The organism is Balneola vulgaris DSM 17893, from assembly GCF_000375465.1.
GTDB lineage: Bacteria > Bacteroidota > Rhodothermia > Balneolales > Balneolaceae > Balneola > Balneola vulgaris.
This window is the reverse complement of sequence record NZ_AQXH01000008.1, coordinates 51,163-75,729: the sequence shown is the minus strand read 5'-3', so window position 1 is coordinate 75,729 and position 24,567 is coordinate 51,163. Positions and strand designations below refer to the sequence as shown.

19 protein-coding genes, 2 tRNA genes and 1 riboswitch are annotated in these 24,567 nt (G+C 41.9%); of the genes, 13 read left to right on the top strand and 8 right to left on the bottom strand.

The features are described from left to right. Nucleotides 1-157: 157 nt before the first annotated feature. A tRNA-Leu gene (locus B155_RS0112060) sits at nt 158-241 on the bottom strand. A 317-nt stretch (nt 242-558) separates the two neighbouring features. On the opposite strand from B155_RS0112060, the gene msrA reads away from it, so the two are divergent. The 3 genes from msrA (at nt 559) to B155_RS0112045 (ending at nt 2,900) form a co-directional block, all read left to right on the top strand. Beyond that, nucleotides 559-1,107: a peptide-methionine (S)-S-oxide reductase MsrA gene (msrA, locus tag B155_RS0112055; RefSeq protein ID WP_040368562.1), complete on the top strand. Its 549-nt coding sequence runs from the start codon at nt 559-561 to the stop codon at nt 1,105-1,107. A 125-nt stretch (nt 1,108-1,232) separates the two neighbouring features. Then, entirely contained in the window at nt 1,233-2,342 is a 1,110-nt protein-coding gene (locus B155_RS0112050) for an amidohydrolase family protein (RefSeq protein WP_018128519.1), read from the top strand. A gap of 21 nt (nt 2,343-2,363) precedes the next feature. Further along, entirely contained in the window at nt 2,364-2,900 is a 537-nt protein-coding gene (locus B155_RS0112045; protein WP_018128518.1) for a DUF2911 domain-containing protein, read from the top strand. 107 nt (nt 2,901-3,007) lie between these two features. Here the strand turns inward: B155_RS0112045 and B155_RS0112040 are convergent, their stop codons facing one another. Further along, the gene (locus B155_RS0112040; protein WP_071594827.1) at nt 3,008-5,413 is read right to left on the bottom strand and encodes a TonB-dependent receptor; all 2,406 of its coding nucleotides are present in this window, start codon (nt 5,411-5,413) and stop codon (nt 3,008-3,010) included. A 79-nt stretch (nt 5,414-5,492) separates the two neighbouring features. After that, a riboswitch (TPP riboswitch) is annotated at nt 5,493-5,592 on the bottom strand. Between the two features lie 88 nt (nt 5,593-5,680). Between B155_RS0112040 and B155_RS0112035 the strand changes: the two genes are divergently transcribed. Next, complete coding sequence (locus tag B155_RS0112035; RefSeq protein ID WP_018128516.1) at nt 5,681-6,943, top strand: M28 family peptidase; 1,263 nt, start codon at nt 5,681-5,683, stop codon at nt 6,941-6,943. 40 nt (nt 6,944-6,983) lie between these two features. Then, a complete protein-coding gene (locus B155_RS0112030) occupies nt 6,984-7,907 on the top strand; it encodes a tetratricopeptide repeat protein (protein WP_240386287.1) in 924 nt (307 codons plus the stop codon). On the opposite strand, the gene B155_RS0112025 is transcribed toward B155_RS0112030, so the two are convergent. The 3 genes from B155_RS0112025 to B155_RS0112015 form a co-directional block, all read right to left on the bottom strand. Next, complete coding sequence (locus B155_RS0112025) at nt 7,893-8,186, bottom strand: DUF6958 family protein (RefSeq protein ID WP_018128514.1); 294 nt, start codon at nt 8,184-8,186, stop codon at nt 7,893-7,895. The genes B155_RS0112030 and B155_RS0112025 overlap by 15 nt on opposite strands. Nucleotides 8,187-8,219: 33 nt before the next feature. Then, nucleotides 8,220-10,718, bottom strand: a complete 2,499-nt coding sequence (locus B155_RS0112020; protein WP_026167346.1) for a M14 family metallopeptidase — start codon at nt 10,716-10,718, stop codon at nt 8,220-8,222. A 61-nt stretch (nt 10,719-10,779) separates the two neighbouring features. After that, complete coding sequence (locus tag B155_RS0112015) at nt 10,780-11,268, bottom strand: nuclear transport factor 2 family protein (RefSeq protein ID WP_018128512.1); 489 nt, start codon at nt 11,266-11,268, stop codon at nt 10,780-10,782. 97 nt (nt 11,269-11,365) lie between these two features. On the opposite strand from B155_RS0112015, the gene polX reads away from it, so the two are divergent. The 5 genes from polX to B155_RS0111985 all read left to right on the top strand — a co-directional run bounded on the left by polX (nt 11,366) and on the right by B155_RS0111985 (nt 18,044). Further along, nucleotides 11,366-13,192 carry a DNA polymerase/3'-5' exonuclease PolX gene (gene polX / locus B155_RS0112010; RefSeq protein ID WP_018128511.1) on the top strand — a complete coding sequence of 609 codons (1,827 nt, stop codon included), beginning with the start codon at nt 11,366-11,368 and terminating at the stop codon, nt 13,190-13,192. A 130-nt stretch (nt 13,193-13,322) separates the two neighbouring features. After that, entirely contained in the window at nt 13,323-14,789 is a 1,467-nt protein-coding gene (locus tag B155_RS0112005; protein ID WP_018128510.1) for a potassium/proton antiporter, read from the top strand. A gap of 25 nt (nt 14,790-14,814) precedes the next feature. Continuing rightward, a complete protein-coding gene (locus tag B155_RS0112000) occupies nt 14,815-15,189 on the top strand; it encodes a hypothetical protein (RefSeq protein WP_018128509.1) in 375 nt (124 codons plus the stop codon). A gap of 316 nt (nt 15,190-15,505) precedes the next feature. Further along, nucleotides 15,506-16,102 (top strand): hypothetical protein, encoded by a 597-nt coding sequence (locus B155_RS0111990; RefSeq protein WP_018128507.1) that lies wholly within the window; start codon nt 15,506-15,508, stop codon nt 16,100-16,102. 10 nt (nt 16,103-16,112) lie between these two features. Beyond that, nucleotides 16,113-18,044 carry a hypothetical protein gene (locus tag B155_RS0111985; protein ID WP_018128506.1) on the top strand — a complete coding sequence of 644 codons (1,932 nt, stop codon included), beginning with the start codon at nt 16,113-16,115 and terminating at the stop codon, nt 18,042-18,044. A gap of 11 nt (nt 18,045-18,055) precedes the next feature. On the opposite strand, the gene B155_RS0111980 is transcribed toward B155_RS0111985, so the two are convergent. Next, nucleotides 18,056-19,147, bottom strand: coding sequence for an AI-2E family transporter (locus B155_RS0111980; RefSeq protein WP_018128505.1), 1,092 nt, complete (start codon nt 19,145-19,147; stop codon nt 18,056-18,058). Then, on the bottom strand, nt 19,144-20,952 hold the full coding sequence (locus B155_RS13475) for a DUF4153 domain-containing protein (RefSeq protein WP_018128504.1): 1,809 nt from the start codon (nt 20,950-20,952) through the stop codon (nt 19,144-19,146). Before B155_RS13475 ends, B155_RS0111980 begins: the two co-directional genes overlap by 4 nt. Nucleotides 20,953-21,133: 181 nt before the next feature. Between B155_RS13475 and mce the strand changes: the two genes are divergently transcribed. From mce to B155_RS0111960, 3 genes are all read left to right on the top strand, one after another. Beyond that, nucleotides 21,134-21,535 carry a methylmalonyl-CoA epimerase gene (gene mce, locus B155_RS0111970; RefSeq protein ID WP_018128503.1) on the top strand — a complete coding sequence of 134 codons (402 nt, stop codon included), beginning with the start codon at nt 21,134-21,136 and terminating at the stop codon, nt 21,533-21,535. A 136-nt stretch (nt 21,536-21,671) separates the two neighbouring features. After that, a tRNA-Pro gene (locus B155_RS0111965) sits at nt 21,672-21,745 on the top strand. Nucleotides 21,746-21,891: 146 nt separating this feature from the next. Continuing rightward, complete coding sequence (locus B155_RS0111960) at nt 21,892-23,400, top strand: glycosyltransferase (protein WP_018128502.1); 1,509 nt, start codon at nt 21,892-21,894, stop codon at nt 23,398-23,400. 5 nt (nt 23,401-23,405) lie between these two features. On the opposite strand, the gene B155_RS0111955 is transcribed toward B155_RS0111960, so the two are convergent. Beyond that, nucleotides 23,406-24,551, bottom strand: a complete 1,146-nt coding sequence (locus B155_RS0111955; protein ID WP_018128501.1) for a BamA/TamA family outer membrane protein — start codon at nt 24,549-24,551, stop codon at nt 23,406-23,408. Nucleotides 24,552-24,567: the final 16 nt, after the last annotated feature.

The following is a 24,567-nucleotide window of genomic DNA, read 5'->3' as shown; positions in this document are numbered from 1 at the left end:
CTCACGGGATTTCCCCGACACGCCCCTCAAGCGTGCGCGTCTACCAACCTGCCGGCAGGCAGGCAGGTTCCGCCAATAATCCTTAAGTTTTTTTTCAAAATGACTTCTCCCTCAATAAAAAAAGCCCGTTCCAAAAATGAAACAGGCTTTGCAAATGTGCTCACGAGAGGAGTCGAACCTCCACGGGATTTCTCCCACACGCCCCTCAAGCGTGCGCGTCTACCAATTCCGCCACGTGAGCTGAAGTAGGCGCCAAAGATAGCATTAGATTTATAAAAAAGCATCCTTTCCCTCTATTAGATTCAAACTTCCAGAAGGATATTTTTTAAGAGCTATTCACATCTGCTTCGCTCAACTTTTCGTATCTACTAACAGTGAATATTTGTTCGTAATAATGAAATGATTCATCACCTTAATGGTGTTGAACACGTGTGATACTGAACTAAGAGATTACACGTTCTATGAATCCACTTACTTAACTTGGAATCAATTATGTTTAAGAAATTTATTTTATTTGGGCTTTTTATGAGCCTTTCATCCTTAACATTTGCACAGACAATGGATAAAAAATTAGAGAAAGCTACTTTTGGCGCGGGCTGTTTTTGGTGTGTTGAAGCCATCTATGAACTTGTTGAAGGCGTGGAGCACGTTGAATCTGGATATTCGGGTGGACATGTTGAAGACCCTAGCTATCGCCAAGTAACTTCTGGCAATACCGGGCATGTTGAAGTAGCTCGCATTCATTTCGATCCTTCTGTTATCAGCTATGAAGAGCTTTTAGAAGTGTTATGGCATACCCACGACCCAACCACACTCAACCGCCAAGGGAATGATGTAGGTGAACAATACAGGTCTGCTATCTTCTTCCACAATGAAGAACAAAAAGCCATTGCAGAGAAGTCGCTAAAGAAAACGGATGCCTCGGGACTATGGGACGATCCAATCGTTACGACTATCGAGCCGCTTAAAAACTACTATGTAGCCGAGAACTATCACCAGAATTATTTCGAAAACAATCCGAATGCGGGTTACTGTTCGTATGTAATTGCACCCAAGGTGAAGAAATTTAAAAAAGAGTTTAAGCACCTCTTAAAAAGCTCTCAATAACTCCCTCAACTCCAAAGCTGATAGGTTAACCGCCTATTGGCTTTTTTGTTAATTGTATGCAGCTACGTTTTGTAGTTATTTTTTTGATGGGTACATTCGAACTCATCTAATTGTATATACACATTATGAAGAGAAAATTACTTTTACTCCTCCTACCCTTTCTATTTATTGGAAATGTAATTGTATCAGCACAGGTGGTTGATACTACGATGACCTTTGAAGAGTACAATCCTACCTCTACATTGGTTGTACCTGGTGAAGAGATTACACGTGCTAAATTCCCCTTTATTGATGTACACAGCCATTTATGGCGAATGGGCACTATGGACTTAACCAAGACCGCTGCTGAAATGGACGCGCTGAATATGCGTGTTTTAGTGAATCTAAGTGGTCGTTCTGGGGAGCAATTAAAGAGTATGGTAGATAATGCCAAGAAACTGGCGCCGGGTCGTTTTGTAGTATTTGCCAATATAGACTTTGAAGGCATCGACGATCCCGATTGGACAGAGCGAACCGTAAAGCAGTTAGAAGAAGATTATAAGAATGGTGCGCGTGGTATAAAGATATTCAAAAACCTTGGCCTTACGGCATTGGATTCGAAAGGCAATAGGATCTCAACAGATGACCCTCGTATTGACCCCGTTTGGGCCAAAGCTGGAGAATTAGGTATTCCTGTGCTTATTCATACTGGCGAGCCAGCTGTTTTCTGGGCTCCCATCGACGAAAAAAATGAGCGCTGGATTGAAATGAAAAACTTCCCAAGTCGCCATCGTGGTGATAGCACTCGTTTCCCTAGCTGGGAAGTAGTTATGAGTGAGCAATGGAATGTATTCAGAAAACACCCTAACACCACTTTTATTAACGCGCACTTAGGTTGGATGGCAAACGACTTGGAGAGATTAGGCAAACATCTAGATGAATTCCCTAATGTATATACAGAGATTGCGGCTGTAATTGCAGAATTAGGTAGACAGCCTCGTTTCGCTCACGACTTTTTTGTGAAATATCAGGATCGCTTACTCTTTGGTAAAGACACTTATCGCCCTGTTGAATTTCATACCTACTTTAGAGTGCTGGAAAGCAAAGATGAATACTTCGATTACTTCCGAAAACGCCATGCTTTTTGGAAGATGTATGGATTGAATCTACCTGACGAAGTGTTGAAAAAAGTGTATTACAAAAATGCCTTAAAGATTATACCGGGCATTGATAAAAGTTTATTCCCTAACGATTAATCCTCACTAACCATTACCATTATGAAAACACTATTCAAATTAGGTACACTTCTTTTTGTTGCGGTACTTTTAACAACTGAATTTTCGATTGCACAAGAACGAGGTAAAGGCAATCGCCCAAGCCCTAATGCCGCTGTAAGCCAAGATATCGGATCTACTACAGTTGCAGTAACCTATGGCCGCCCAGGCTTAAAAGGCAGAGCACTATCAAGCTTAGCGCCAGCTGGCAAAGTTTGGAGAACAGGAGCGAATGAATCAGCGGCTATTACATTCTCAAGCGATGTAATGTTTGGTGACAAAGAAGTTGCTGCAGGCACCTATTCTTTATACAGCATCCCTGGCGACAAATGGACTTTCATCCTCAACAAAAAATTAAGCTGGGGAACACAGTACGATATGTCTCAAGATGTAATTCGTGTTGAAGCGGCTGTTACAAGCAATGATGCACCGATGATGGAGCGCTTCAGTATTTATTTCGATACTCTTTCAGATACCAAAGCGCATCTGAATTTGCATTGGGGAACAACAATGGCTGCTATTCCAATTACTGTGAAATAAGCTGTTCACACATTGTTTAAATAATAAAGGGAGCCTGATGACTGGCTCCCTTTTTTTATGCCCATGTATTATCACCATAGGCTATTCCTAAAGAAGATGGAGCTTCTTTAGAATTCCCATTTTACTTGAAACAGGAAGTTTCTACCTGCTTGAGGGTAGTAGTAATTGAAACGTTGCTCTCCACCAGCAATAAAGCCATAGGTATAGCCATTGGTTTCGTACTCTTTATCCAACACGTTGTTGATTTTAAGAGTCGCAGTAATTGCTTTTGCAAACTCAATGTTGGTGAAGCTATAGCCTAAACGAATATCATTCACGAGGTAGGCATCGATAGCACGAGCTTCATTCTGTGTGTTGTCCAAATATTGCTTCGACACATATTTAGTAGTGAGTTCAGCATCAAAACCATTTGAGCTATATGCAAACATCGAGTTCGCTATAAAATTCGGAGAGAAAGCAATGTCGGTATCTTCGAATTCAGTAGCTACTTGTCCACCGTTGTCGTAGTCGTCGATGTACTCAGTAAATGCTTCGATTTTGTTTTTGCTGATGGTAGCATTCGCTGCCCAACTTAGTACAGGTGAAAGAGAAACTCCCCCTTCCAGCTCAATACCCAAACGGTAGCTATTTGGTACGTTCTGACGGATATACCCACCTACATCATTCACTTCACCTGTTAGGATAAGTTGGTCGTCATAGATCATAGCGTAACCATAAGCGCCCACAAAAAACGTATCGTAGTCGCCACGGTAACCCGTTTCCACATTATATAAGGTTTCAGGATCTGGGCGGCTGTTTTGAGAAGATTCTACATACTCAGAACGCGTTGGTTCTTTGCTTGCCACTCCAAACGAAGCGAATACTCTTTTGCCTTCATCCAGCATATAGTTCAACCCAAACTTAGGATTGAAGAAAGTCAGCTTATCGTTATCACGAATATTTACTACCGATCCATTTTGGATATCCACTCCATCAAATTCATAATTGATGGTTCGTACTTGAAGGTCTAAATAAGCATTTACAGCATCCGATAGGTAATACTGCCCTTTAGCGTACATGTTGAAATCCGTTTTAACGGCATCGTTGTTATAGTACTCTTCTTCGAATTCACTGTTACCCGCATAACGAGCCCAAATTACTTCGCCAAAGTGTCCACCATCATAACGGTTTAAACCACCACCTACAGTTAGGTTCCACACTTCAGAATGAGTGTAGGTTGAAGAGAATACGGTTCCGTAAAAGTCATTATCTAACCAGCGGCGACGGATTAAATCAGAAGAGGAAGGATCGCCTGCATCCGCAACGGTGATACCGTAGTCTGCTAAGTCTTCATCGGCTTTGTACTCTTCATAGTATCCTTGCCCTTTGGTGTAGTGCAACGATGCATTGAGGTTCCAGTTATCCTGTAGGCGATAAGAGTAATGTAACTGATAGTAGTCTTGGCGATAGTTGTCTACTTGATTTTCGTACGGCTCGCCTGCCTTTTCTGTACCAGCTTCATTGAAGGTGCGGTTACCCGATTCAATGTTTGCTTCAGATACACCATACCAAGCTTGGTAAGTTCTTTCTTTTCCTGAGAACACATCCGTTTTTAGAAGGCTTCGGTCCCCTCTTTTTGAACCAGATAGATAGAAAGAGTATAGGTCGGCAGAAGCACGATCGATATATCCTTCTGACAGAATCTTCGATAGTCGACCTTCGAAGCTCCATCCATTTTTCATTAGGCCTGAACCTAGTAGGATATTTGCTTTTCGCGTATCGAATGAACCCACGCCTGTATTGATTTCAGCGAATGGGTCTAAGCTGTTATTGCTTGTTTGAAGGTTGATAGAGCCTCCAAATGAACCCGCGCCATTGGTTGAGGTTCCCACTCCACGCTGCACTTGAATGTTTTGAACACTCGATGCAATATCAGGAAGGTCAACCCAAAAAGTACCATGCGATTCAGCATCATTAACAGGAATACCGTTGATGGTAACATTGATACGAGCAGGGTCAACGCCACGAATACGAATTCCGGTGTAACCAATTCCCGCACCAGCATCTGAAGTAACTACCGTAGATGGAGCCATGTTCAATAGGTATGGCACATCTTGCCCAAGGTTTTTCTCTTCAATATCCGCTTTAGTGAGATTGGTGTAGGTTACCGGTGTTGAATCATCTACACGCGTTGCCTCTACAAAAATTTCTTCACCGATATATGTTTCAGGAACCATAAGAATAAGCATAGATTCCTGATCACCTGTTACACGAACGAGGCGATCCTTGTAGCCCACATAAGTGATGATGAGTTCTTTGGCCCCATCATCCGACAAGGTAAACTCGAAAGAACCATCGAGTTGAGATACAGCTCCTCGTGAGGTTTCCGCTTGGCGAATAGTAGCGCCTTGCAAGGCTGTTTTATTTTTAGCATCCACAACACGTCCACGCACAGTTTGTGCAATAGCCGACATTTGTGTGAGTAATAGAATTAAAACTGTAATACACAGTTTAAGGTTGAATGGTCGAATCATCGTCCTCCAATTTGAATTTTAGCATTATAAATAGGAGGAGGGCCACAAGCGCCTTATCCAATGTTATCAAAACATTGGAGAGATTAGCATCAGGTTTTCCTCCGCCGGTATTATCCGGATCAGGTACTAGGGTATAATCTCAGTCCTCCCAAAAAGTTCGGACACCCCTAACCAGTGGGCTAAAATTAAGCAGTATTTCATCAAAAACACATAAATTTCTCTTACTTTCGCACTATTGTTGAATTCACTTTAAAAGTTGGAAGCACTATGATATTTCGCACTTTACTCTCAGTTACTATTCTTGGCTTACTCATTAGTTGTACTTCATCGACTGTGCCGAAGATGAATCCTGAGATTCAAACCCAAGACATCCTTGATCATATTACCTTTTTAGCTTCCGACTCCCTGCAAGGCCGAGAGGCTGGTACCCTTCACGAAGCCACAGCAGCGAATTATATAGCCGATTACTTCCGCGATTTCGGACTTGAACCTGCCGGTGATAATGAGACTTACTTTCAGACCTTCACCATTAACACGGCCGTTCTCAATAACCCACATGCAACCGAAGACAGTGAAGGCGAAAAAAGACTTTCCAAAAATGTAGTAGGCTATTTACAGGGAACCGGAGGCGGTGATGAATACATCGTGATTGGTGCCCATTACGATCATTTAGGCCTGGGTGATCATGGTTCCTTATACCGTGGCGAGCCACGCATTCACAACGGTGCCGATGATAACGCCTCAGGAACGGCTGGACTGCTTGAGCTTGCGAACTACTTCGCTGCCAACAAACCAACTAAAGATATTCTGTTCATCGCATTCTCTGGTGAAGAGATGGGACTTCTCGGCTCTGCCCATTACGTTGAGTCGCCAACCATACCCCTCGATAACGCCTTAGCCATGATCAATATGGATATGATTGGGCGAATGAGTAACAATAAACTCCTCATTTTTGGTATGGGAACAGCCGAAGATTGGCCTGAAATTATGGAAGTGGCTAATACCGATTCATTGAGTTTGAATTTGGTGAAAGACGGAACGGGCGCGAGTGATCACACTAGCTTCTACTATAAAAACATCCCCGTTCTGCACTACTTTACAGATACCCATGCTGATTACCACAAACCTTCGGATGATACCGATTACATCAATGCGGAAGGGGAAGCACTTATATTACACCATATAAAACGAGTCATTGAATACTTAGATAGCATCCAAAAAGAACAACTAGCCTTTCAAGAAGCCCCAGGAGAGCAACGCCAAACTATGCGGCTTGAAGGACCAACTTTAGGGGTGTTACCCGATTACGGCTATGATGGCAAAGGCATGAAAATTACGGGTGTTACCAAAGATCGTGCAGCAGAGCTAGCCGGGGTTCAAGGCGGCGATATCATTATCAAAATTGGTGGAGAAGACCTTGATGATATTTATGCCTACATGAGCATGCTAAACAAGCTTGAGAAGGGACAAAAGACTACCATCACTGTATTGAGAGATGGCAATGAACTCACGTTGGACTTACAACTTTGAGCTAATATATTAGAGCCCAAACATTAATCATTTATCTTCTATGAAAAGACTACTACCATTCTTGTTATTGGGTGCCGTGGCGTGCCAAAATCCGAATATGGAAACCACACTCCCTAATGATGTTCAAGCCATTTCCTTACTGGGCGACACGTTAAAAACCAACACCGTCCGAGACCTCCCGAACCGTCTGATTGTTCGCATCGATAGCTTAAAGCAAGTGGCTATGGACAATAACACTCCTGTTGAGGCTGCTATCTGGGATGCACGATTACTTGGATATCAAGGGGAATATCGCGATGCCATTACCCTGTTAGATAAAGAGATTGAGCAGAATCCTAACAACGCTGCACTATATCGGCACCGTGGACACCGCTATTTATCTACGCGCCAATTCGATGCCGCTATTCAGGATTTTGAAAAAGCCGCTGAACTAATTGAAGGCACGGATGATATCATTGAGCAAGATGGTTTACCGAATGCTCTAAATCAGCCTACCAGTACTCTTCATACCAACATTTGGTATCACTTGGGCTTGGCCTACTATGTAACTGGGCAGTATGAAAAAGCTCAAAATGCTTATGAGAAATGTATAGAAGCCAGTAAGAACAACGACATGAAGGTGGCTACTCAATACTGGTACTACATGACTTTGAGAAAGCATGGACAGGATGAACTAGCTGGACAAGTAATCCAAGGTATTGAAGAAGATTTAGAAGTGATTGAAAACGATGACTACCACAAATTGCTGTTGGTATTCAAAGGAGTTTTTGATGCGGATAAAATCTTAGAGGAAGGTCAGGCTGATGCCTTAAGTAATGCCACGGTTGGATACGGTATCGGTTTTTGGCACCATATCAATGGTCGTGAAGAAAGAGCTAAAGAAGTTTGGCGTGGCGTGTATGATGCCGGCAATTGGGCTTCATTTGGTTATATAGCTAGTGAGGCTGAATTAGCTTCGAATTAACCGTTGGGGACTTCCTTTTAGCCTAATAAGCTCCCCTTTTGCTTCCATATCTAGTTTCACGGTGGTGGTATACCACATGAGAGAACCCAGGTTCTCCAATTCTTCGTCTGTTAAAACTCCCTCTAAATACTGAGGGAGTTCTTTAAACAGTATACCCGGCCCTTCTGTTGGAACTACTTTAAGTATGGCCTTACGTACGGCCTCGTATTTCCATTTATCAATTCGAGTGGAATTTTTACCCGGCGTTGGTGTTTCACAAACAATTTTTTCATCATTCATGGGAATCCTCCACCGGGTTTAATCTTAGTTTACTTAGTTACCTACTAGGAACACTGCGTTTCCGAATAGCAGCTTACCATTGTGCCAGAACGCTCTGAACATTGGGTTATCAATCATGTACACCACACGACCTGAGCCCATTCTTTGCACACCAAATGAAAGTGTATTCTCTAAAGCTTTCACGGCATCCGTACCTACAAAGCCACTACGATGAGCACCTTCTTTAGCCACACCTACATTCCAGCCATTGTCGAGGAACTCATAGCCACGAGAGCCAAGCTTTAGCGACATATAAGAATCGCCATAACCGAAGGCTAATGGGTGGGTGTTGTCCATATCTAACTTGAAGATTGAACCAGCATTTAGGCCTGAAGCCGATAGGCGACGCGCTTCTGCATATTTAACAAGCTTGTCTTCATCGCTCGCTTCTTCACGCTCTGTGCGCTTCATTTTTAAGCCGAATCCGCTCTTGCCTGCTAAGAAGCCATTCGCTCCTTCTACGGCAATAAGCTTACCGCCACCACGAATCCAATCTTTCAATTGATCTAGGCCACGCTCATCAAATACACTGTTATATGAACCCGATGGCATAATCAGCACATCGTACTCATGCCAATCGATAAAAGATAGATCGTCGCGGTTAATTAGGTTCAATGGGTACTCAATCTGACGATCAAAGAAATGCCAAATATGACCTACCATCTGTGAACTTGTGCCTTCACCCGCAATGATACCCACTTTAGGTGCTTTGATATAGCGCACAGATGAAGAACCGAAGTCCTTACCAGAATCTACAAAGCCCGTTGTTGCTGGGGTTAACACACGCCCAAAGTTATCGGCTGTGTTTTTAACAATGCTATCAAAGTTGGAACCTAAATTTTCGTTTCCTCTTCGAGTGATAATCAATGTTCCAGAATCATACTTCTTGCCATCTAACTCAAAAGGAACTTCCGCATATCTCACTTTTACACCTTCTTTAAGAAGAGCTGAAAGGTATTTTAGGTCATCAATAGAATTCCACTTTGCTAAATACGCATAAGGGCGATTTACATTTGCGGATACAACCGGGGTAGTTGTTTCTTGAACAGGACCTGCTTCAACCGCACCTTTTACCGCATAGCCGTCTACGCCATAAGCATAATGTAGCTCCCAAGAAGTAATATCATAAGTAAGCGAGTCTTCTAGCTCAGGCTTTGGCTCGAATAACACACGTACTAAATTACCTTGTGGCTGATACGTAGTAATTACGTAATCACCTTCCTCAATATTTACACGGCCTGTTGAGCCATCGCTGAAGTCATAGCCATCTAGTCGTGCACTTTTTGTAGCCTGACCAAACTCGATGTTCTGTGCCATCAGATACTGCAGTAAACTAGCTACTTTATCTGGGTTGCTATTTCTCTTAACTACAAACGATTTATAATCACCTGATCCATTTTCTTTTGCTTCTGAGAAATAAGAAGCGAACTCATCGATCACACGGTCTTTGTTAATCGCCGTAATCTCTACCGTTGATAAACCTGTAGTGTAATGGTGCGTTAAACGGTCTAATAAGCTTAAGGTATCACCTTCTGCGGTACGGATACCTAAACCAGCACGGCCACCACCAGCTTGCTCGTAAGTCATACCAATTGCGCCGTTGTATGTTGGCCAAGTATCACCATAGCTAGGGTAGAATAAGTCAAACGATTCCTTTGTAAAGTATAACCAGCCTTCACGGTCGAAATACTTCGCATGGTTTTTACCAATGATGTATTGGTATTCGCGTTGCCATTCAGAAATAACATTATGAAGTGGTCGTGCTGCGGGTGCAAAGAAATATGGGCTATTTACGCCTTGTTCGTGGAAATCCACATGTACGTGAGGCATCCACTGCTGGTACCACTGAATTCGAGCTCTAGACTCTTTCTGAGTTTGCCACGCCCAATCACGGTTTAAATCGAAGTAATAGTGATTGGTACGTCCGCCAGGCCATGGCTCATTATGCTCCCACGTTTCTGGGTTGGCATTAAACTGAGCGCCTTTTTTGGTTTTGTACCAGTTAACGTAGCGGTCGCGACCATCAGGGTTAATCATTGGATCCATGATTACCACTACATCTTGCAACCACTGTTGCCTATTTGTAACAAGTTCATAAATGGTTTTAAGTGCGGCTTCACTTGAAGAAGTCTCATTTCCATGAACGTTATAACTCAACCAAACGATGGGGGTTTTGTCGGCTGTTGGCTCGCCTTCCATTAAGCCCGTTCGTTTTAAGTTGTTTGTTCGAATTTCTTCTAATCGGTTGTGATTTGCCGTAGTAGTAACCACTACAGTTGAAAGCTCTCGGCCTTCATAGGTGCTACCATATTGTCTATAGGTTACTAGATCCGAATTTTCTGCAACATGCATAAAATAAGCATGCACTTTGTAGTGAGGGGTCCATTGCTCACCCAATTCGTAGCCAAGAAATTCCTCTGGCGACTTCAATTGAGCAAACGCTGTAGCCGACACCATCAGCAGAAGCAGAAGAGTTAGAATGCGTTTTTTCATTGTTTAATGATTTGATATTAGAGATGACGGCAAAGATCGGCTTTGCGCCACCTAAGGGTTATTACTTAGTAAGTTCTTCTTCAATTTGTTCAACCACATCGCCTACAATAGCGTTAGGGATCGGTACTGTTAAATTGTAATGGGCGATTTTCCAGTTACCATCCTTCAATACCATTACGCCGGTTCCGCGACTTGGCCCAAGATTTGGAGTAGACAGTTTTTCGTCGAACCAAGCTATTTTGCCGTTTTCAGAGAGATACACATAGCGTGAAACGGGAGTGAAACTCCAAGCACGTCCTCTGTCGAAATAAGGCTTACTGAATTCTTTAAACTCGGTCAGGTTCCAACGCTCGGTGGCGTCGGTGCCCATAAAAATGGAATGTTCATTTTCGAAATGCCCAAAATAGCGCTCGAAATCGGCTTCAGCAGCTGCATTATGCCAATCGTTTAACACCGCTTGAACGTCGGTTTTATATTCTACTTTCTCTGTTTCTGATGGTGCACAGGCAACAAATGCCACAATCCCCAAAAGTGCGATGTTCTTAATCATACCTCAAAATTTTACGTTCATGGATTTTACAGCTTACCAAGCGAACGAACAACCGTTTTAAGGAAGTTTTACGGGGAGCTAAAAATGGAAATAGCTGATGCTTGAACTACAAAATGGTTCGCATTCCTCGTATTATCCCCGAAAAGAAAATTTAGATTCGAATTCCATGCCTACCAATAGAGATGTAGCCGCCAAACTCCGTGAAGTATTTCAGTTGATGCAATTAGCTGGTGAAAACCGTTTCAAAGCCATCGCTTTCGATCGTGCCGCCCAAACGGTAGAAGGGCTCAACGACGACATCAACACCTACATTGAAAGCAAAACCATTACGGACATCAAAGGAATTGGGAAATCGATAGCGGAAGACATCTACGCCTATGCGGAAACAGGCACCATGCCCGTACTCGAAGCCTTTCAAGAAAAAGTGCCTTCAGGGCTGATTAAATGGACCGAAATTTCAGGCTTGGGACCTAAGAACATTCTCAAAATCCATAAAGAATTTGGCATTACAGAGGTAGAAGAACTCAAACAACTTATTGATAGTGGCGAGCTTGCAAAGCTTCCGGGATTAGGAGGTAAGTCTGCTGAAAAAATTCGGAAATCGATTGAATGGATGGAAAAGTTCGATGAGCGTTGCCGTTTAGATGAAGCTACGGTTATTGCTGAGGCGATCTATGATAGCCTTAAAGATTTGGAAGGCGTTCAGAAAATCGAAGTAGCAGGTTCACTACGAAGAGCCAAAGAAACAATTGGTGATATCGACATCCTTATTGCCGCGGAAGAACAATACATCGCTTCCCTGTTTGAGGTTTTTACCTCCCATGAGCGTGTGACCGAAGTGCTTGGCAAAGGCGACACCAAAAGCTCAGTACGTACAGATGAAGGCCGACAGGTTGATCTTCGCATTGTTAAACCAGAGAACTTTGCAGCTGCGCTCATGTACTTCACAGGCAGTAAAGAGCATAATGTGGTGATGCGCTCGAGAGCACGTGAACGGGGCATGAGCCTGAATGAGTATGGTCTCTATAAACTCACTGCAGACGGTGAAACGGATTTTGATGCTCCACAACCTTACGAGTCCGAAGCCGACATCTACAAGATGCTAGATCTGAACTTCGTGCCACCAGAGCTCCGCGAAGACCGTGGTGAGTTTGAGATATTTGAAGAACAAGAAACGCTAGAATTAGTCACCGAAGCCGATATCAAAGGGGTGATCCATGCCCATAGTACTTGGAGTGATGGCAAGTTCTCGATTCGTGAGATGGCCGAAGCTTGTATAGCGCGAGGTTACGAATATCTGGGCATCACCGACCACTCTAAAACGGCTGCTTATGCTGGTGGACTTAGCGCCGACGATGTAAAAAGACAGTGGGACGAAATTGATGCATTGAATGCTGAATTCAAGGAAGCGGGTACTAATTTTGTGGTATTTAAAGGTATTGAGTCTGATATCCTTGCTGACGGTAGCCTCGATTATGAGGACGATATCCTAGCTGGTTTTGATTTCATTATTGCCAGTGTACACCAATCGCTGGAAATGCCTCATGCCAAGATGATGGAGCGCTTCAGGCAAGCTATCAAAAACCCATATACACGTATGATTGGTCACCCAACGGGTCGACTCTTGCTAAAGCGTAACGAAAGCGATATCGATTTAAATGAATTGATTACCCTTGCCGCAGAACACAATACCGCTATTGAGATCAATGCGAACCCATGGCGCCTCGACTTAGATTGGAAGTTTGGAAACAAAGCCAAAGAGGTGGGGTTGATGACTTCCGTTAACCCTGATGCGCATAGCATCGACGGGATTGATGTTATGAAATACGGCGTGCGTATTGCCCGCAAAGGCAAATTCGAAAAAGAACGAGTGCTTAACACCAAATCCGCCGACGAAGTCCGCGCTTACTTTGAAGGAAGGTAGGTTTGTAAGTATCTCTTCTACTCCGAGAATGAACCCAACTAATACTCACTTTAACATAGATGTAATTTTTTGGCTTCGTATATTTTCGATGTTTAGAATTACCAATTTCTTGCCTTATATCTAACCTATAGTGATTGTTTCAATCTATTTATTACTAGGTGCCTTGTTACTGCTGGTGAGTATCTTTTCCAGCAAGTTATCGGTGAAGTATGGCATCCCTTCCCTGCTCATTTTTCTTGGCATAGGGATGATATTTGGCTCGGATGGCATAGGGGTCGTTTATTTTGAAGACTATGAACTTGCCCAGCAACTAGGTATTATCGCTCTTATCTATATTCTATTTTCTGGCGGTCTTGATACCAAATGGCGAAAGGTTAAACCTATCATAGGACCTGGCCTCCTTCTTTCTACTTTTGGCGTTCTACTTAGTTCTTTGATTGTTGGGTATTTGGTATCTCTTATTCTAAATGTAAGCATCCTTGAAGGAATTCTTTTTGGAGCTATAGTTTCTTCTACCGATGCTGCAGCTGTGTTTTCGGTACTAAGATCGCATTCCATTGGGTTCAAATATCGCCTACGAGAACTTATTGAATTTGAATCAGGCACCAATGACCCTATGGCCATTTTCTTAACCATAGGCCTTATTCAATTCCTTACAATTCCAGATATGTCAAGCTTGTCTTTATTGCTTCTATTTGTGAAGCAAATGGTAATTGGTGCGGTTCTTGGAATTCTATTTGGGAAGGCTATTAATTGGATTATAAACCGGTCCAATTTAACCTATGATGGATTATATCCTGTACTATCACTGTCTTTTGTTCCCCTTATCTATGCATGTACAGATTTGCTAAGCGGTAGTGGTTTTTTAGCGGTTTACCTTGCTGGATTAGTATTAGGAAACTCAACATTTGTTCATAAACGAAGCCTGTTGAACTTTTTTGATGGCATCGGGTGGCTTATGCAAATTTGTATGTTTTTAACCTTGGGCTTAGTAGTATTTCCAAATCAAATTCTTAAAGTTGCTCCTGAAGGGATGATTATTGCATTGGTACTTATCTTCATTGGGCGCCCAATTAGTGTATTTTTAAGTCTGATGTTCACTCGCTTCAATATAAAATCTAAGGCGTTGTTATCTTGGGTGGGTCTACGTGGTGCTGTTCCAATCATCATGGCAACTTTCCCCTTAGTTGCTGGCATGGAGCACGCAGAGTTATTCTTTAGTATCATCTTCTTTGTAGTGGTTACCTCTGTATTAATTCAAGGTCCTACCATCCCACTTGCTGCCCGACTCTTGAAATTGGATGAACCCCTTTATGAAAAAACTCGCTACCCCATTGAACTAGAACCTACGATAGACACTAAAGCTGCGCTTAAAGAAGTTCGTGTTTCCAATGGTGATTTTGCTGTGGGCAAACAAATACTTGATTTAGGCTTAGCTGAAAATGTATTAATTACCCTCATCAACCGAGATGGAAAATTTATTGTACCCAAAGGTTCCACGGTAATTGAAGTTCAAGACAAGTTGTTAATTCTATCCGATAAAGATGAGGTATCTGAAATAAGAGATCTACTCACAAAGAAATCGCAAACCGCATAATTCTAGCTTAGCCATACCCATTACTTTGCGCCCTTTACTAACCGTCATAGCACTTTTTACTTTTGTAGCTCTTGGTACTCAAGTGTGCAACGATAGTACCAACACCCTAGGTGCCGTGCATCATGAAGACGCGAAGATTCAAGCTCCATCTATACCTGGTAAAAAAGCGCCTACACATATTGAGTATGTATTGTTTAGCCACCTAGGGGAATCAAGTGTTGATTATTCCAATAGCCAACTTGAAGTTAGATCCACGAAGAACCTCGATTCTCTTCAAAATGATGCTTCTAAAAGTAATGGACAGTCCAACCGTCTTTCTGCCTGTTTCAAAAGCTCCTCACTACTTAATATAAGTTCTTCAACCTACCGATTGATATATCCCTTCCATTTCCATTTCTAACTCACCCATTAGAACATCTCATATCCACCCATCCCTCTGGCCATCCATGCTGTAGGGATACTTATATTAACTCAAAATTTGTGTGAAATGGAAATTGATTTAGGATCTATAATCATTAGCGCAATTGCGTTAGCTATATTTTTTATACCCGTAGTTATCGATCAATGGTCTAAGAAGAAAAAAAAGGACAACTAAATAATTGAAAGGTGAGTGGCAACTACATGACCATTCACCTTTTGTATTTAAGCATCTCAAAAGCATTGGACTTCGATGAGCAATTCCATAAACTTGCCTTACTTTTATCGCACCGTTGAATATGACATTACCATCGTGGGGGGAAGTCACCCCAAAAACTTTTATTACCCTAATTTTTGTACTTCTTGGTGTTCAATCAACCATCCACGCCCAAGCCTTTGAGTATATTGATATCGGAGTTCAAACCACTCAGCCTTATCTACAGGATAACAGTTACGCGAATAGATGGGATTTAACTCAGAGCTATGGGGCATCTCTCACCACTCCATTTTATGTAGGACACGTTGGTTTGAATGTTGCTTATTTCGACTATGAGCCCAAAGGTGAGCCGTACGCTTTGCTTGAGTCGACGAACTATGCGGCAACTTTCGGCTATATTTTTGGTGAGGAAAAAATCTTTTCGCTTTCTACTATGTTGGGTGTAGGCATTCAAAAAACATGGCTTATAGGCGATGCCTTTACCAGTAACTCTGATGAACGGGAGTTGTATTTCACTTCTATTCTTGAACCTACCATTCGTTTGGGTAAACTTGCGCTATTTGCACACTTCCAGTACGCAAAAGTTTTTAACTACGAGCGTCAGCATATTTTGCATCTCGGATTAGGAGTTCGGTATAGACTCCACTTGCCTAATCATATTCAATCTTTTATTGATTAGGGGAGCAAGTATGAAAAAGCTTTATGCTCTATTCGGTTTCCTTCTGTGCTTTAGCATCACGCCTAATTGGACTCAAGCACAAAGTCATGATTTGGTACTCAAACCTAATCAATCCATTTCACCCTATTACAGTTTAGCAGAATGGATTTTCAGTAACGCCAACATCCCTTTTGATAGCTATGACCTTAGCACATTCGACGTGCTTGGCGAACCTTCCCTCAGCCACAACAATGAATTCCCGTTAGTATTTATAGATGGGGTGCTTCAAGCCACCGATGTTTTGGGTAAGCGTAGTTTTATGCTACCCAATCTTTCCTTTAATGCTATCGATTCGGTTACAATTATTAGAGAGCTATATCATCAGGGTTACCATACTCCTTCTGGAGCGATACATATTTACCTCAAGCAAAAACGTTCTACCATTGGATATCAAAAAGGCTTAGTTAATGAGATTAACGATCCAGGCCCCCACACCTCCTCTGAGTTAAACTCCTCGAATGTGGAGGCTATAAACTATATTGAAAAGATTGATCTTTGGCTTCCTAATTCATTTAAAAGCACTCTTCTTCTTAGCAGAGATCGATATTCTCGTTCTAACTTCTATGTTTACGATGATACCCGTAATGCGACCTTATTCAATCGAACGCTGCTTAGGAACAATGACGGCAATAGCTATCTACAGCGTAATGTTTATAACTACATCCATCTTCAAAACCGCTTTTCACTCACTACAGGTTCGTTGAATATCTTTAGTACTTTCCGAGGCATTGAATCAAACTACATTTGGGACCCCATAGCTGGCATTGAAACACCATTTGAGCAATATCATTTCCAATCAGGCTTTCAATATCGGCCTAATAACACCTCTCGTTTAAAATCCTTCAACACTCATTTCAGTTGGTCGGATAGTGATAGCTTAACAGGAGCTCCTTCCCCTTCACAAGAAATAGAGCAGATTGGTACTCATTCAGCTGCACATATTTCACTGAATACTCGAAATTACATAGTAGGAGAGCTCAAATATCAACGATGGGAAGACCAAATAAATGATCAGGATTTAGAGATCGCAAATTGGCAAGTTTCATGGGTACATAATGAACTCACTCCTTCAACTAAGCTCACTACTATGATCGGTAATGCGCGGTCGAGTGTAGGATTGACGCATGATGTTCAAGACCGTAGGTTTCATTTAGAAAGTTCCATCACCAATTTAAACAGGCAAGCCAACCTCTATACTTTTTGGAAGCACAAAATTGGGTATACATTAGAAGGTAGGCAAGGGCAAGATATAATCGATGATTCTGAGCATCGGAATATCAGGTCGAGTGTGTCTTTTGTTCAGCAGCGAAAGATTCAAAAATTTCAATCATCCTTTACAATGAGCTTTACTCACTATTGGAGGCTTAGCTCAGCATGGACGAACTACGCTCCTGCTGCTAGTGGACGCCGATTGCAAACCACCACTTCCTTCACTGATCACCAACAGGTAGGTCTAGCTAATATTCGCTATCGCATTGAAAGCTCTCTGACTGATAAACTATACACTCGTACTCAGTTAAATGCCCATCTTTTAACCTATAGCGATCGAGAAATTGAATCTCGTTTTGAACAAAGTCCGCCGATCTCTTTTAACCAAGTGCTTCAATATAAGATGCATGACAATGCTCAATTTGAGTTAATCTACAGATATATCTCTGCTCGGAAAATAAATGCATATGAGGAATTAGAGGCTCAAAGTGGGTGGCCTCCCGTTCGGGTTCGGCCCATTCGATTGTTAAACGCATCTGCTAAAACTTGGATGTTTGATCGGGCTCTCGCCCTACAACTTGCGCTGCGCAATCTGTTAAATAAGCCCGAAAGTTATAATACCAACGGACAGTATTATCACATGAGCATCCACGTAAGTGCCCAACTCAACATTGGTAAAAAGAATTTTCGCTAAGCTAAGTCCACTTAACCCTCTGGTTTGTCGTACTCAATGCGGTTACCCAGTAGATACCCATAAGGCTTGAGTCCGTCTACTTGCTCGAAGATCACACGAAGTATTCCGATCAGCGGCACGAATAGAATCATTCCTGAAATTCCCCATAATTCGCCCCCAACGATTAAGGCAAGCATCGCCATAAACGGGTTAATAGCTACTTTTGAACCCACGATACGTGGTGTAATAAAGTTACCTTCTAGAAACTGAACCGTTCCAAAAACGGCAATTACTAGCAAGGGTGTAATAAGGCTATCTCCTAACAAGAAAGCGAAAAGTAATGGCGGCAGTGCACCAATGATAATTCCGATATAAGGGATTACCGCTAGCAATGAGGCAAACACTCCAAAGAAAATGGCGTGCTCCAATCCAATGAGGAAAAGTCCTGTGGTGTTTAAGATGGCTAGAATTCCAATGACCGTTAGCATACCTACTAAGTAGTTCTGGGTGACATCTTGAACATTATCGAGTACTTCATCGATGCCCGATTGCTGCTTCTTTCGATCAAACAGCTTTTGAAAGAAGGTGATATACATTTCTTTGTAGTACAGCATGAAGAACACAAAAATGGGTAAGAGCGACATTAAGGTAAATGCACTAGTGGTAGCACTTACTACCGAGCCAACATACTGCCCACTTTTATCGATGAGATTGCTTAGCCCTTGTTCTAAGTAATTGGTTCTTTGCTCCTGTGAAATACCAACGGTGTTCTCTAGATACTCAATCCCATCGGCGGTTACGGTTTTAAGCCGTTCGGTTACTTCAGGCACTCGTTCTGCAAACTGAACAAACTGTGCCGATATCAACGATACGATGCCCGCAAAAATCACCAACACTAATAGAATGGTAAGTAGGATGCTGAGCGCCCTTCCTAGTTTCCAGCTCTCTAGTTTATTTACAACAGGACTTAACAGCATAGATATGAATGCCGCGAAAGCAAGGGGCATCAGAATGAATTTGCCGTAGCTAAGTATCACAAACAATAGGGATATCCCGGCGAGGGTTACCGTGCTTTTCAGCCAAAAGGGGTATGTTTTTGTACTCGAAGTAGAGTGGTGTTTCATGGACTCTCGTAGATTAATAGACTGAAATTAATATAATTGATGATATAGTCATTGTCATTTAGTGTTCCGCCTATACTTGAAATCATCAGCGAAACTTGCCCGTTCGGTGCGGTCATCGTCATCCGAAGTTCTTCAGGATTAAGATCACTTCGACTGCGTCCTTTTCGAGATAGCGTATCTAAAGTTTCTTTCAAATTAAACACTACTTCCCAATCCTCTTCTGTATGGCGAAGCTTCAAGCTTTGGCGATCATCTTCGAGCTGAAGGATGTAAGCTCCAATTTCTTTGGTTGGGAAATTCGTATTCAGCAACTTGGCCGGAATTAAATAACTCGCCCCTTCCACCGGTATTACTTCATCGTTCTTAGCACTATAATCAAAGCCTTTAGATGATTGAAGCTCAACCGTTTCATATCTACTCACTGCTTCTATACCGATATGAGCTAAGATTTCTTCGTTTTGCACATAGGGGTAATCGCTATCAACCAACTCATTCATTTCTTTATTGAATAGCGGCTGAAGAGATTGCAAGCCATGGTTCTCGATGAGGTAGCCCGTAATAGAAGTAAGTTCTTTGCGATCTTCGAATGGGATTTCGGCGTCACCATCCACGGCAACACCTTGATCATTGAGATAATTATATTCCTCAAGGTAAGCGGATAACCGACCTAATTGATTGCGCTCCGACACCTCAAAGGCACCGAGCGGTCCCCAACCCACCAAAAAGGCTATAAGTGCCAAGCTAAAAGGAATTACTTTTATGTTCTTTTTATGACTGATGAGGTTGTACAGTATATGCCCAATGAGCCACACCGCTAAGGTGGCTACTAAATAGCGATTGATGGTGACCCCATACTCTGAGATTCGCACCCAAATAGACAGCACTAGAAGTCCTGATAACGGAATGAGTCCAAAATAAAAACCTCGTCCATAGAGCTTTATCCAAGTCTGGTCTTTTTGCTCCTGAATGGGGTATAGCAACAACAACGAAAGTATTCCTGCAATGGAAAAACTAAGTACCAGATACGCCACCCATCCATTGGGGAGCTCCCACTGCATCAATATTTTGAAGAGATACATGTATAGAATCAGTATGTATGTAGTTACCAAGGGGATGAGTACATACTGCACGAATACTTTCAATGCTTTGGGGTAGCTAATCATGGTGACATCTTCCACTTTAGGCACTTTTGACAGGAATAGTAGGGTATTGAATATCCCTAACATGCACACCCATAACTGTGCATAAAATTTATCTTTGATGTCGAAGCCTAATAAGTTATCAATCGATAAAAGTGCGACTGTGAGCCCAACAAAAAGCACCCCCGTATACAGTACCGATAGCAAGATGGAGAGAAACAACTGTTTGTTAAACTCCCAAAACTGATCCATTTCGCTTTCATTTAAGAAAGCAGCAATTGCCACAAACAAATGAGAAGTCAACACCAACAACCCAAATCGTGTAAGTGCTTCGTAGGTGTCGTCAACCAACATGCCTTCAATGCTGAAGTAATAGGCTAAGAGCAATAAAACTCCCCCTAATCGTACTCCCCATTTAATGGGGGTTGTCCATGTTCGAGATTCAATGAGCAGGTCTAAAGCAAGGAACCAGGAGATACCCAAGGCCGAACAGAATATGGCATTCATGAGCCAAGCGTATGCAAGGGGGTCGGTTTCTATAACCTCAATGCCGTACACACTCAACATGGAAAACATAAATCCTGCAAGAATTGGCAGAGGAAAGCGTTTTATAGTGCTGCTCGCACCTTTGATGATCTGATCGATGGAAGGGATTGAAAGTGCCATAATAAATAAGCGTTGGTTAACGGAAGGTAGGATACAAACGGTTGGTTCACAAGGAAATAGACGGCATTGCGAAATGACTCACACATGCAATCTCATTTTTTGTTCCTCAGTACTCCAATACACATTCATAATTTCTTACCTTCATCTTTATTAAACAGAATTCAGACTTAAAACCAAACTCATGCATATCGATCATATTGGAATTGCGGTGAAAAACCTCGACGAAGCCATCGAAACCTATGAAAAGATCCTCAACACTAAATGCGACAAGAAAGAGATTGTTGAAAGTGAGAAAGTAGCTACTGCTTTTTTTAATACGGGGGAATCGAAAGTAGAATTGTTAGGAGCTACTGAACCTGATTCTGTAATTACAAAGTACATCGAGAAAAAAGGTGAAGGCATCCACCATGTAGCTTTTGAAGTGGATGATATCTATGCCGAATTGGACCGACTTCGTGGTGAAGGCTTCACCGTATTGAACGAACAACCTAAAGATGGAGCCGATAATAAATTAGTGGCCTTCCTACACCCTAAAGGAAATCACGGGGTATTAGTAGAACTTTGCCAGAGTAAAAAAGAGTAAGCGGTTTTTAGATCTATAGGTATAGGAAACATCAATGCTCTGATTTCTCAAATCTTATGTTTGAACCTAGAAATAAATATTTAGCATTGATGCCCGTGGAATTCCCTCTTATCTTTGGCTCCCTTAATTGATTGATCGGGGCGTGGCGTAGCTCGGTAGCGCGCTCGGCTGGGGGCCGAGAGGTCGCAGGTTCAAATCCTGTCGCCCCGACATTATTCAAATTCAATTCAAGCCCATACTCCCCTCAACTTTATGTTTTTAGCTCGCATCAACATTTTATGCTATTAATAGTGTAAATATAGGCGTATGTTTGGCGCCGTAATATTTCATCAAATCGAGCTTCTTTACTATTTGTAATGACTGAGATCACTAGTTTTTTTCAAGATCTTGTGCAAAATGAAACCGCACAACTAATTATTGTAGTTTTATATGCATTAGGACCTATTCTAATCACTTTATATTCTATTGGGCAATTCCATTTAATGTACATTTGGCATAAGTATAAAAAGACTTATTCTACCAAAGCCCCACTATACCCAGAAGGCGAATGGCCTACCGTTACTGTTCAAATTCCTATGTTCAACGAAATGTATGTTGCTGAACATGTAATTGACGCCTGTGCTAAACTCGATTACCCTGCTGATAAACTTGAAATTCAAGTATTAGATGATTCTACCGATGAAACGCTTGAGATTGCAGAAAAAAGAGCAGCTATGTGGCGCGAAAAAGGAGTTGACGTAGTTGTTATTCATCGTGAAAACCGCCAAGGCTTTAAAGCTGGAGCATTACATGAAGGTACTCAAGTAGCTAAAGGTGATTTCATTGCTATTTTCGATGCTGATTTTAGGCCTGAAGCCGATTTCCTTTACAAAACAATGGGTTACTTCCAAGATGAACAAGTAGGTGTTGTACAAACACGATGGGGGCACTTAAACAGAGACTACAGCTTACTCACTCGTGCTCAATCATTATTACACGATGCTTTTTTCATGGTTGAACAACATGCAAGATCTATAGTTGGGTACTTTTTAAGGTTTAATGGTAGCGGTGGTATCTGGAGAAAAGAAACCATTCACGATGCTGGCGGATGGAGTGGTGAAACGCTTTCAGAGGATTACGATTTATGCCTTCGTGCACAGTTAAACGGTTGGAAAATTAAATACGACAACGAAGTGGTAGCGCCCGCTGAACTACCAGTTACCATGGTAGATTTTAAAGTTCAGCAATACCGATGGACCAAAGGACGTGGCCAAATTATTAAAAAATTCTTTTGGAAATTGTGTAAAGCCGATCTTCCATTTATGGTAAAAATGCACGCAATTTTTGACCTCCTCAATGTATTCATCAATGTAGGAGTCCTTTTCCTCGCACTAATGAGTGTACCCCTTGTGTTTTTATTAGAAGCTGCACCAGAGTACTACCCATTCTTTAAGTACATGTCTATTGCTCTCATAAATATATTGATTGCTCCTTGGATTGCAATCTTAGTTCTCGATAGATACAATGATTCTTTTAAAGAAAAAGTAACAGACTTTAAAAGAACCTTTATACCCTTCTTAATTCTAGTAATAGGCTTCCCATTCTTTATGGTGGTATCACTTATTGATGGGTTTGTGAATAATAAATCATTTTTCCACCGTACTTCGAAATATAATGCACTAGACAAGTCGGTAAATTGGAAGAATAAAATTTACTCACCTACAGATATACCAGTAATTACATGGTTTGAGGGTATTTTTGCTATTCTTTTTGTACTAGCCGTGATTATTGATATCAATACATTTAATATCGGTTTTCTTCCTTTTCATATTCTCTTGAGCCTTGGCTTTGGATCAATATTCATACAATCCATCCGTAAGGCCTAACAATTCTAGAATGAGAAACCGGAGCCGAGATACACAGCGGCTCCGTCTTCAGAGAAGCCCATTTCGTACTTTAAAATAAAGTCGCGGCTAAAGATGGACATAAAGCCACCGAAGCCATATGAAGTGCCACCCGTCCAGTCTGAAAAATTTCGCTTGTACACCGCTCCATTATCTACAAATAAATTGAAGCCTACGTCTGAATCTAGCCATGGCAACTCAAAGAGCCATGTACGTAATTCCGTGATGCTCAAGATGGAGGCCTCTCCTACAAATCTTCGATACATAAACCCTCGAAGTGCACCATTTCCACCTAAGGATGGGGCAAACCAATATGGGATTTCCCCCATGGTATAATTGTTCAATACTCGCTGACCAAGTATCACTTCTGGCATCGCTCCTTCTTCAGTGAACTGTTTGAACATTCTTAAATCAGTATATAATTGACCAATCCAAGTTTCGCTTAGCCCAGGGATGGAAGTCTTAAAACTATGCGAGAATAAGTACCCCTGTTGACTCCTAAATTCGTTATCGCGGGCTTCTTTGATATAACCAACTTCAGCAAAAGTGTAGGTTGAACCATTCCAGCCAATGGGCTGAACTTCCGTCATATAGGTATTGGGTTGATGATCAAAGGGCTTTTCATGCACTACCCGCAATCCAATTTTTATATCCGTACGTCGCACTCCTTCTACTGCAGAAATTGGTAAACGAGTTTCCGCCCCTATATTCAATAAGAAGCTATCAAATTGGTAATAATCGGTGTTGTCGAAGCGATCTCGGTTAAACTCACCATCAAGCGTATAGCCCGTAAAGTAGTTCCCATAGTTTTGGTTGATAAGTAAGTCGAAAGCGGACCTTTTATCGGTTCCGAAAGTTTGTACCTGATCACGGTAATAAGAAAAGGTATAGGCGCCAATTCCCTTATAGCTCAGTCTATATTTACTGTAGTTATTAAAAGGCTGAATACCATCACTATAATCAAAACGTTGGAGATCGATAGATACATTAATCCCATTATCGGAATCGTATGAAAAACTTGGAAAGAACCCATACCGCACACTGTCTTGCGACTGAGCCACACTTACATTTGTGTGCAGGAAAGTTACTAAAAACCCAATGGATAGAACCGTAATAATCTTTATTTTAGACAAATCGTTGAATTAATTT